5 protein-coding genes and 1 pseudogene are annotated in these 10,762 nt (G+C 74.2%); 5 read left to right on the top strand and 1 reads right to left on the bottom strand.

Annotated features, from left to right (window positions below; genetic code table 11):
* The 5 genes and pseudogenes from Q7T52_RS08330 to Q7T52_RS08310 form a co-directional block, all read left to right on the top strand.
* Positions 1–870, top strand: a pseudogene (locus Q7T52_RS08330) (nicotinate phosphoribosyltransferase); the annotation flags it as partial.
* Positions 867–1,448: an isochorismatase family protein gene (locus tag Q7T52_RS08325; RefSeq protein ID WP_304801317.1), complete on the top strand. Its 582-nt coding sequence runs from the start codon at positions 867–869 to the stop codon at positions 1,446–1,448. The pseudogene Q7T52_RS08330 and the gene Q7T52_RS08325, both read left to right, overlap by 4 nt.
* On the top strand, positions 1,445–2,155 hold the full coding sequence (locus Q7T52_RS08320; RefSeq protein ID WP_304801315.1) for an NUDIX hydrolase: 711 nt from the start codon (positions 1,445–1,447) through the stop codon (positions 2,153–2,155). Before Q7T52_RS08325 ends, Q7T52_RS08320 begins: the two co-directional genes overlap by 4 nt.
* A gap of 186 nt (positions 2,156–2,341) precedes the next feature.
* The gene (locus Q7T52_RS08315) at positions 2,342–6,868 is read left to right on the top strand and encodes an ATP-dependent helicase (protein WP_304801312.1); all 4,527 of its coding nucleotides are present in this window, start codon (positions 2,342–2,344) and stop codon (positions 6,866–6,868) included.
* Positions 6,855–7,658, top strand: coding sequence for a DNA-formamidopyrimidine glycosylase family protein (locus Q7T52_RS08310; RefSeq protein WP_304801310.1), 804 nt, complete (start codon positions 6,855–6,857; stop codon positions 7,656–7,658). The genes Q7T52_RS08315 and Q7T52_RS08310 overlap by 14 nt, the downstream gene beginning before the upstream one ends.
* Here the strand turns inward: Q7T52_RS08310 and Q7T52_RS08305 are convergent.
* Positions 7,645–10,762: M12 family metallo-peptidase (locus tag Q7T52_RS08305; RefSeq protein WP_304801308.1), on the bottom strand; the 3,118-nt coding region annotated here is incomplete at its 5' end. The genes Q7T52_RS08310 and Q7T52_RS08305 overlap by 14 nt on opposite strands.

The following is a 10,762-nucleotide window of genomic DNA, read 5'->3' as shown; positions in this document are numbered from 1 at the left end:
CACGAGGAGGCTGCGGTCGCCGTCGGGCGGGCGGCGTACGTCGCCGGCTTCGCCTCGAGCAGCAACCTCGCCGCCGGCTACCTCCACGGCGTGCCCACCGTCGGCACGGCCGCGCACGCCTTCACCCTGGCCCACCGCAGCGAGGTCGAGGCGTTCCGCAGCCAGGTCCAGGCGCAGGGCCCGGGCACCACGCTGCTGGTCGACACCTACGACATCGCCCAAGGCATCCGCAACGCCGTCGAGGTGGCCGGTCCCGAGCTCGGCGCCGTACGGATCGACTCCGGCGACCTGTCCGACGAGTCCCACGCCGCGCGCGTCCTGCTCGACGAGCTGGGCGCGACCCGCACCCGGATCACCGTGACGAGCGACCTCGACGAGTACGTCATCGCGGCCCTCGCCGACGCCCCCATCGACGGCTACGGCGTGGGCACCCGCGTGGCCACCGGCTCGGGTCAGCCGACCGCCCAGATGGTCTACAAGCTGGTCGCGGTGGCCGACACCGCCGACGGGCCGCTGCGCCCGGTCGCCAAGAAGTCGCACGACAAGATCTCGGTCGGCGGCCGAAAGACGGCCTACCGCTCCTTCGACGACGAGGGGCTCGTCGCCAGCGAGTGGTTCACGACCGACGCCGCCGGCGACGGCAGCGGCGACGGTGGCGGCGCCGACGACGGCGCCACGCCGATCCAGGTGGCCGCGATCCGCGGCGGCGAGGTCGTCCACTCCCCCTCGCTCGACGAGGTGCGCGACCACTGCGCCGCCGCCCTCGCGACCCTGCCGCCCGAGGCGCTGGCCATCACCGGCGGCAGCGCCTACCTCCGCGTCGAACCCAGGCCGCAACCCGCACCGCAACCGGAAGGAGCGCTCACATGACCCGCGCCCTCATCATCGTCGACGTCCAGAACGACTTCGTCGAGGGCGGCTCGCTCGCCGTCACCGGCGGCCGCGCCGTCGCCACCCGCATCAGCGAGCACCTCGCCGCCCACGCCGACGACTACGCCGCGGTGGTCGCCTCCCGTGACTGGCACGACGCCCACGGCACCAACGACGGCCACTTCGCCGAGCCGGGCACCGACCCCGACTTCGAGCACACCTGGCCGGTGCACTGCGTGTCGACGACGGGCGGGTCCGACTACGCGCCCGAGCTCGTCACCGACCGCGTCACCCACCACGTCCGCAAGGGCATGGGCGTCGCCGCCTACAGCGCGTTCGAGGGCGTGACCGACGACGGCTCGACCCTGCTGTCGGTCCTCGAGGGACTCGACGTGACCGAGCTCGACGTCACCGGCATCGCCACCGACTACTGCGTCCGCGCGACCGTCCTCGACGCCCGCCGGGCCGGGCTCGCCGTCCGGCTCCTCGCCGGCCTCCACGCCGGCGTCGCCGCCGGGTCGAGCGCCACTGCGGTGGCCGAGATGACCGAGGCCGGCGCGACCGGGGTGACCGCATGAGCGACCACCCGCCGTTCGCCGTCACCGTCGACCTGGCCGTCTTCACCATCCGCGACGGCGCACTCGCGGTGCTGCTGGTCGAGCGCGGCGCCGACCCGTTCGCCGGCTCCTGGGCCCTGCCCGGCGGGTTCGTCGAGCCGCAGGAGGACGCCGAGAACGCCGCCTGGCGCGAGCTGCTGGAGGAGACCGGCGTCGAGCGCTTCGACGGCCACCTCGAGCAGCTGCGCACCTACTCCGCCCCCGACCGCGATCCGCGGATGCGGGTCGTCTCGGTCGCCCACGTCGCCTTCGCCCCCGACCTGCCCGAGCCCGAGGCCGGCTCCGACGCCGCCGGCGCGCGCTGGTGGGCCGTCGACGACGTGCTCGGCGAGGGCCCGGACCGCCCAGCCCTGGCCTTCGACCACGACGAGATCCTCACCGACGCCCGCGAGCGGGTGCGCGCCAAGCTCGAGTACACGACGCTCGCCCTCGACTTCGTCGCCGAGCCCTTCACCCTCCCCGAGCTGCGCCGGGTCTACGCCGCCGTCTGGGGCGTCGCGCCCGACCTGGGCAACTTCCGCCGCAAGGTCCTCGGGACCGACGGGTTCGTCGTACCCACCGACGGGCAGGGCGGCGCCACCAGCGCCGGTGGCCGCCCGCCCCTGCTCTACCGTCGCGGAGACGCCACCGTGATCCAGCCGCCGATGCTGCGGACCGCCGGCGACTGACCCGGCGCGGGGGGTCGCGGATTCCCCGGCCGGCCGGGGATTCCGACCGTTGTCAGGGGTTGCAACCCCTGACAAGGGTCGGATCTCCCTGACACCCCCCGCTCTTGAGGGCGTACGACGGGCTCCCGACGGGCTGTCTCCTTGCGGGCGAGGGAAACTGTCGGTGGCGTAGGCAAGACTGGCGGGATGTCCCAGACCGACCCGCTCGCGGCCTTCAGCGAGCCGACGCGCGCGTGGTTCGCGGCGGCGTTCGCCGAGCCGACGCCGGCGCAGGCGGGCGCGTGGGCGGCCATCGGGGCGGGGCGGCACGCGCTGGTGGTCGCGCCGACCGGCTCGGGCAAGACGCTCAGCGCGTTCCTGTGGTCGATCGACCGGTTGATGAGCACCCCGCCGCCGAAGGACAAGAAGCAGCGCACCCGGGTGCTCTACATCAGCCCGCTCAAGGCCCTCGGCGTCGACGTCGAGCGCAACCTGCGCGCGCCGCTCACCGGCATCAAGCACACCGCCGACCGGCTCGGCGCGACCGTCCCCGAGGTGACGGTCGGCGTCCGGTCCGGTGACACCGCGGCCGGCGACCGCCGCAAGCTGCAGACCGCGCCGCCCGACATCCTCATCACGACCCCCGAGTCGCTGTTCCTGATGCTCACCAGCCAGGCGCGCGACTCGCTGCGCGGGCTCGAGACGGTGATCATCGACGAGGTGCACGCGGTCGCGGGCTCCAAGCGCGGCGCCCACCTCGCGCTCAGCCTCGAGCGGCTCGACGCGCTGCTCGACAAGCCGGTCCAACGGGTCGGGCTGTCGGCGACGGTCCGTCCGCTCGAGGAGGTGGCGCGGTTCCTCGGGGGCAGCGCGCCGGTCGACATCGTGGCGCCTCCGGCCTCCAAGAGCTGGGACCTCAAGGTCGTCGTCCCCGTGGAGGACATGACCCAGCCCGGCGACCTCGACGAGGACGCCGAGGAGCAGGACGGCCGCGGCCACGCCTCGATCTGGCCCCACGTCGAGGAGAGCGTGGTCGACCTCATCGAGCAACACACCTCGACGATCGTCTTCGCCAACTCGCGGCGCCTCGCCGAGCGGCTGACGGCCCGCCTCAACGAGATCGCCACCACCCGGGCCGGCAACGCCCTCCCCGAAGGTGCCGAGCAACCGGCCGAGGTCATGGCCCAGAGCGGCGCCTCCCAGGGCGCCGAGACGGTCATCGCCAAGGCCCACCACGGCTCGGTGAGCAAGGAGCAGCGCGCCCTCATCGAGGACGACCTCAAGCGGGGCCGGCTGCCCGCGGTCGTCGCGACCAGCAGCCTCGAGCTCGGCATCGACATGGGCGCGGTCGACCTCGTCATCCAGATCGAGTCGCCGCCGTCGGTGGCCAGCGCCCTCCAGCGCGTCGGCCGCGCCGGCCACCAGGTGGGCGAGACCTCGCGCGGCGTCCTCTACCCCAAGCACCGCGGCGACCTGGCGCAGACCGCGGTCGCCGTACGCCGGATGCGCACTGGGGGCATCGAGGCGCTCCGCATCCCCGCCAACCCGCTCGACGTCCTCGCCCAGCAGGTGGTCGCCGCGACCGCGCTCGAGCCGATGGACGTCGACGAGCTCTATGCGCTGTGCCGGCGGAGCGCCCCGTTCACCCAGCTGCCGCGCTCGGCCTACGACGCCACCCTCGACCTGCTGGCTGGGCGCTACCCGAGCGACGAGTTCGCCGAGCTCCGCCCGCGCATCGTGTGGGACCGCGTCACCGGCCAGCTCACCGGCCGGCCGGGGGCCCAGCGGCTCGCGGTCACCAGCGGCGGCACCATCCCTGACCGCGGGCTCTTCGGCGTCTTCCTCGTAGGGGGCGAGGGCCCGGGCAAGCGGGTCGGCGAGCTCGACGAGGAGATGGTCTACGAGTCACGCGTCGGCGACATCTTCGCGCTCGGCGCGACGTCGTGGCGCATCCAGGAGATCACCCACGACCGGGTCCTGGTCACCCCGGCGCCCGGCATCCCCGGCCGGCTTCCCTTCTGGAAGGGCGACAGCCTGGGCCGGCCCGCCGAGCTCGGCGAGGCCATCGGTGCCTACACCCGCGAGCTCGGCGCGATGACCCAGGCCAAGGCGGTCAAGCAGGCGCGCGACGACGGTCTCGACGAGTGGGCCGCAGGCAACCTCGTGGCCTACCTCCACGAGCAGCTCGAGGCGACCCGGGTCCTGCCAAGCGACACGACGCTGCTGGTCGAGCGGTTCCGCGACGAGCTCGGCGACTGGCGGCTCGTCGTCCACTCCCCCTACGGCGTGCCCGTCCACGCGCCGTGGGCGTTGGCCATCAACGCCCGGCTGCGCGAGCGCTACGGCGTCGACGGACAGGCGCTGGCCTCCGACGACGGCATCGTCATCCGCATCCCCGACACCGACGCCGAGCCGCCCACCGGCGACCTGATCGTCTTCGACGCCGAGGAGATCGACGCCCTGGTCACCCAGGAGGTCGGTGGCTCCGCGCTGTTCGCCGCCCGCTTCCGCGAGTGCGCGGCCCGCGCCCTGCTGCTCCCGCGTCGTGATCCCGGCCGGCGCTCGCCGCTGTGGCAGCAGCGCCAGCGGGCCGCGGCGCTGCTCGAGGTCGCCTCCAAGTACCCCTCGTTCCCGATCGTCCTCGAGGCCGTCCGCGAGTGCCTCCAGGACGTCTACGACCTGCCGGCGCTGGTCGGGCTGATGCGCGCGGTCGACCGCCGCGAGGTCCAGGTCACCGACATCGCGACCCCGTCGCCGTCTCCCTACGCCCGCAGCCTGCTGTTCGGCTACGTCGCCCAGTTCGTCTACGAGGGCGACTCCCCCATCGCCGAGCGCCGGGCCGCCGCCCTCTCGCTCGACCAGGGCCTGCTCGCCGAGCTGCTCGGGCGCGCCGAGCTGCGCGAGCTGCTCGACCCCGAGGTGCTGGCCGAGGTCGAGGCCGAGCTCCAGCGGCTCGCCCCCGACCGACGCGCCCGCGACGCCGAGGGCGTCGTCGACCTGCTCCGGATGCTCGGCCCGCAGTCGCTCGACGAGGTGCGTGCGCGCAGCGTCGACGGGGCCGAGGTCGGCGAGTGGCTCGACACCCTGGCCGCCTCGCGCCGGGTCGTCGAGGTCCGCCTGGCCGGGGTCCCGTCCTGGGCCGTGGTCGAGGACGTCGCTCGGCTGCGCGACGCGCTCGGCGTACCCGTCCCGCCCGGCACGCCCGACGTCTTCGCCGAGCCCGTCGACGACCCGCTCGCCGACCTGGTCGCCCGGTTCGCCCGCACCCACGGGCCGTTCACCACCGACGACGTCGCCGACCGGCTCGGCCTCGGCGCCGCGGTCGCGCGCCACACGCTGCAGCGCCTGGCCGCCCAGGGCCGGGTCCTCGACGGCGAGTTCCGGCCGTCGGGCTCGGGCTCGGAGTGGTGCGACGCCGAGGTGCTCCGCCGGCTGCGACGCCGCTCGCTCGCGCGGCTGCGCCAGGAGGTCGAGCCCGTCGAGCCGGCCGCGCTCGGCCGGTTCCTCGCGGCCTGGCAGCACGTCTCCGGCCGCGGCCTGCGCGGCGTCGACGGGGTGCTCAGCGCCATCGACCAGCTCGCGGGCGCACCGGTCCCCGCCTCGGCGCTCGAGGCCCTGGTGCTGGCGGCCCGGGTGCGTGACTACGAGCCGGCCTACCTCGACGAGCTGACCACCTCCGGCGAGGTCGTCTGGGCCGGCCACGGCGCGCTGCCCGGCAACGACGGCTGGGTCTCGCTCCACCTCGCCGATCAGGCCCACCTGACGCTGCCCCCGCCGACGGCGTTCGAGGCCGGCGAGCTCCAGGAGGCGGTGCTCGCCGCGCTCGCCGGCGGCGGTGCCTGGTTCTTCCACCAGGTCGCCGACAGCACCCGCCGCGCGCTCGACAAGGCGTCGATCACCGACCAGGCGATCAGCGCCGCCCTCTGGGAGCTCGTCTGGGCCGGCCGCGTCGGCAACGACACCCTCGCCCCGATGCGCGCCCTCATCGGCGGTGGCAAGACGACCCACCGCACCCGCCGTCCGCCCCCGCGGCCCGGACGCGTCGCCCGCACCGGTCCGCCCGAGACCGCCGGCCGCTGGTCTGCCCTTCCCGAGATCGACCCCGACCCGACCCGGCGGGCCAAGGCGACCGCCGAGCGGCTGCTCGAGCGCCACGGCGTCGTCATCCGCGGGGCAGTCGTCAGCGAACGGGTGCCGGGCGGGTTCGCCGCGGTCTACAAGGTCCTCTCGGCCTTCGAGGAGTCCGGACGCTGTCGGCGTGGCTACTTCGTCGACGGTCTCGGCGCCGCCCAGTTCGGCACCGCCGGCGCGATCGACCGTCTCCGCACCTTCAGCGAGGCCCCGACCGAGAAGGTCACCGCGCTCGCCGTCGCGGCGACCGACCCGGCCAACCCCTACGGCGCGGCGCTCCCCTGGCCCGACTCCGGCGGCGGCCACCGTCCGGGCCGCAAGGCGGGCGCCATCGTCGTCCTCGTCGACGGCGTGCTGACGCTCTACGTCGAGCGGGGCGGGCGCACCCTGCTCACCTGGACCGACGACGTCGACGTCCTCACCCCGGCCGCGGCCACGCTGGCCGAGACCGTGCGCCGGGGCGCACTCGGCCGCCTCACCGTCGAGAAGGCCGACGGCGCCGCCATCCTCGGCGGCGGTTCCACGCCGCTGCGCACCGCCCTCGACGCTGCCGGCTTCGTCACGACGCCCCAGGGGCTGAGGCTGCGCAGTGCCCGAGGGTGACACCGTCTATCGGGCGGCCCGGCTGCTCGACCGCTCGCTGACCGGGCACGACCTGGTGACGACCGACTTCCGGGTGCCCCAGCACGCGACCGCCGACCTCTCCGGGGGCCGGGTGCTCGCCACGGTCAGCCGCGGCAAGCACCTGCTCACCCGCATCGCCCACGGCGACGACCGCTGGACCCTGCACACCCACCTCAAGATGGAGGGCGCCTGGCGGGTCCTGGCCCTCGACCAGCGGTGGCCGCGACCGGCCCACCAGGCCCGCGTCGTGCTGACCACGGCGACCGAGCGCGCCGTCGGCTTCTCGCTCGGCATCGTCGAGCTGCTGCCCACAGCCGACGAGGGGTTCGTCGTCGGCCACGTCGGCCCCGACCTGCTCGGTCCCGACTGGGACGAGACCGAGGCGCTGCGTCGACTGATGGCCGAGCCCGACCGCATGGTCATCGAGGCGCTGCTCGACCAGCGCAACCTGGCCGGCATCGGCAACATGTACGCCGCCGAGCTGTGCTTCGTCGCCGGGGTCCACCCGCACGACCCCGTCGCGGCCGTGCCCGACCTGCGGCGCGTCGTACGACGGGCCCGGCAGATGCTCGACCTCAACAAGGAGCGGGCGGTGCAGTCCACCACCGGCAACCTCCGCGAGCGCGAGCGGATGTGGGTCTATCGCCGCGACCGGTCGGCGTGCCGTCGCTGCGGCACGCCGATCCAGGTCGCGATGCGTGGCCCCGCCGAGCGGGAGCGCGCCACCTACTGGTGCCCGCGCTGCCAGCCTGCGGTCACCTCGGGATGACGAACGAGCCGACGCCGTCGATGACGACCGGCTTCCGGTCGAGCGTGCGCAGCGTGATGACGCCCGACCTCGGGGTGGCGAACGACCCCGACGCATAGACCACCTTGAGCTGCGGGCGGGGGGCCGCCAGGTTCACGACCTCGAGCCGCTTGCCGTTGAGCTCGATCGCGACCCGGCCCAGGCCCGGTCCGCGGGCGAGCAGCACGGCGATCCGCGACGCCTTGGTGACCCGGTAGCCCAGGGTGCGACCTTTCTGCCGGGTCGAGAAGTAGGTCGTCCGGTAGAACCGGTCGTCCTTGACGTTCTTCCAGCCCGCGCTGCGCCGGGCGGGGAGCCGCTCGTTGGCCAGCACGGCGAACTCGCGGCGGGCGGGGGTGGCGTCGACGAGGCCGTCGGGGCTGGTGGCGGCCACGGTGAAGACGTGGGTGCCGGGCTTGAGGCCCTTGAGCTGGGCCGCGCCGTTGCCGCAGGGCACGGTGGCGCCGTCGAGCCGGCAGGTGAAGGTCGACCCGACGAGGGACGAGGTGAACCGGTAGCCCGCGCGATAGCTGGCCACGAAGCCGCGGCGGGCGACCCCCGCGGTGATCGTCGTCTGGGGGGCGACGAGGTCGACGCCGCCCTGGATGACGAAGTCAGCGTCGTTGGTGTCGTAGAAGTAGTTGCCGACGGCCTCGATCTTGATCCGGGCCTTCGTCGTGTTGAACTTCGGCAGGGTGACCGCCTCGCTGCCGTCGTTGGGCGTGGACGCCGCGACGACGAAGGGGAACGAGGAGCCTCCGTCGACCGAGACGCTGATCTTGACCATCGGGGCGAACGCGGCGGCGTCGGTGCCGGCGACGTCCCAGGTGACGGTCTCGGTCGCGTTGGCCGTGGCCGGGGTCCCGGCGGTGGCACGCGAGGTCAGGGCGAAGGGACCGACCGACGCGTCGGGCGTCAGCACCACGTCGTCGTGGCCGGTGCCGCCACCGGTGGTTGCCCCGTCGCGGACGGTGAGGCGGAAGTTGAGCTCGCCGGCGAGCGGGCTGAGGGCGTAGGCCGCGTCGGGCAGGAACTCCGAGTAGCAGTCCAGGGTCGCCCCGGTCATCGCCGCGGTGGGGTCGGCCGGCAGCGGGCAGGGGCCCTCGGCGTTGGTGTTGTCGGCCAGGACCTGCTCCAGGTCGGGGAACGAGCGGCTCGGGTTGCCGTCGGCGAGGTTCTCCCCCGGCGAGTTGTAGAGCACGGTGTCGGCAGCCCCGACGTCGGCGTAGGTGCCGAAGACCCGGAACAGACCGCCCGCGAGCTTGACCGGGGTGGACAGCCCGGTGCCGGGTCCGGTGCCCAGGACCGGGTCGCCGGGCAGGCCCGGGTCGTTCTGCTCCCAGAGATAGGTCAGGCCGACCTGCTGGGACGCCTCGGCGTCGGTCGCGGAGCCGGTCAGCACGAACGGCGTCCGGATCGGGATCGACTTGTCGGCGCCGGCGTCCACGACGGGCCGGTGGTTGGTCGTCACCGTGGCGGTGCCGCGGTTGGTGATCGGGCCGCCGTTCTGGGTCACCCCGACGAAGCCGGTGGCGCCGACGAACCCGCTGAGCTCGAGCCGGGCCGCGTCGGTCTGGTCGGGCCAGTCGGTGGTAAAGCCGGTGCCGTCCAGCGTCGTGCCGCCGTCGTACGCCGTCACCTGGACCGCCTTGCCGGTCAGGGTCAGCAGCGCGGCCTCGAGGCCGGCGGCGTTGTAGGTGGTCCCGTTGGTGATGGTGACCGGGGCCTTGCCGGGATAGCCGAGCTTGAACGAGTCGGTGCCGGCGAAGCCGGACAGGTTGACGACCTGCTGCTCGGCCAGCGTCGTCGGGGTCGCGGTCGTGACCGCGGTGAGCTCGTCGATGGTGCGCTGGGAGAAGTAGGGGTCGGTGTGGGGCTGCAGGTCGTCGTTGGCACAGATGCCGGCGTAGGCCATGACGCTGGAGCCCGAGCCGATCTCGACCGAGGTGTCGGCGTTGCGGTTGGGGAACATGCACGAGCCGCCGTTGCCGTCGAACGTGTGGTTGCCGCCCATCTGGTGGCCGACCTCGTGGGCGAAGAAGTCGATGGCGTAGAAGTCGCCGCGCGGCTCGTCGAGCGCGGTGCAGCCGCCCGCCTTGAGCTCGCCGCCGACGACGCCGAGGTAGGCGACGCCACCGCCACCCTCGCCGGAGCCGAGGTGGCCGATGTCGAAGTTGTCGGCACCGATGATCTGACCGGCGACGAAGTTGTTGCGGTCGATGCCGTTGCCGCCGCAGGACGCGATGTCGTCGGCAGCGAAGCACGCGCTGGCGCCGCACGGGCCGTTGGCGCCGGTGGCCTTGGCCGCGGTGTCGAGGTTGAGCTCGTCGGTCCCGTCGACGAGGACGAACTTGATCGCCATGTCGTCGCCATAGATCGCGTTGGCCCGGTTGATGACCCGCACCTTCTCGGCCAGCACGTTGGCGGTGCCGAAGTCGGCGGCGTAGGACGGCGTGGTCACGAACGCCATCCGGTAGGTGCGCTGGGTCACGACCTCACCGGCACGACGCGCGGTCTCCACCCTGCCGGCGCGGCCGGCCAGGCTGGCCCGGGCCGGGGTGGTCACCTCGCGCTCGGTGAAGGCGCGGGCGCTCCGCGGGACCGCGGAGCGGAGGTAGCTGAGGTGGGCGGTGACCCCGCGCCCGAAGTAGGCCGGGTCGACGTACCAGGTGCGGTTGCCCTCGAGGCTGCGGACCACCGCGCTCAGCCCGAGCGGGGTGACGGCCAGGCGGATCGTGTCGCTCGGGTCGGTCACGCCGGTGCCGGCGTAGGTGCGCAGCTCGGGGTGCGCCGCCTGGAGCCCGGGCTCCATCACGGAGTCCTCCACCATGGCGAAGACGACCTCGGCCCCGTCGGGTGCGCGCAGCGAGACCGGCACGGAGGCGGCGCCGGCGGCGGCGTCCTCGGCCGACGGTGCGCCGGCCAGGGCCGAGCGGACGACGTCGTCGCTGATGCGCGAGGCGGCATAGCTGCGCGGGACGACGGTGACACGGCGGGAGCGGTCGAGCCGGAACCCCGTGATCGGGGCCGCGAGGGCGGCGACGTCGTCGAGGTCGGGCGCGGCCGCGGCCGGAGCGGCGGCGGCA

Source organism: Nocardioides sp. (assembly GCF_030655615.1).
Taxonomy (GTDB): domain Bacteria; phylum Actinomycetota; class Actinomycetes; order Propionibacteriales; family Nocardioidaceae; genus Nocardioides.
This window is presented reverse-complemented; position numbering and strand designations above follow the sequence as displayed.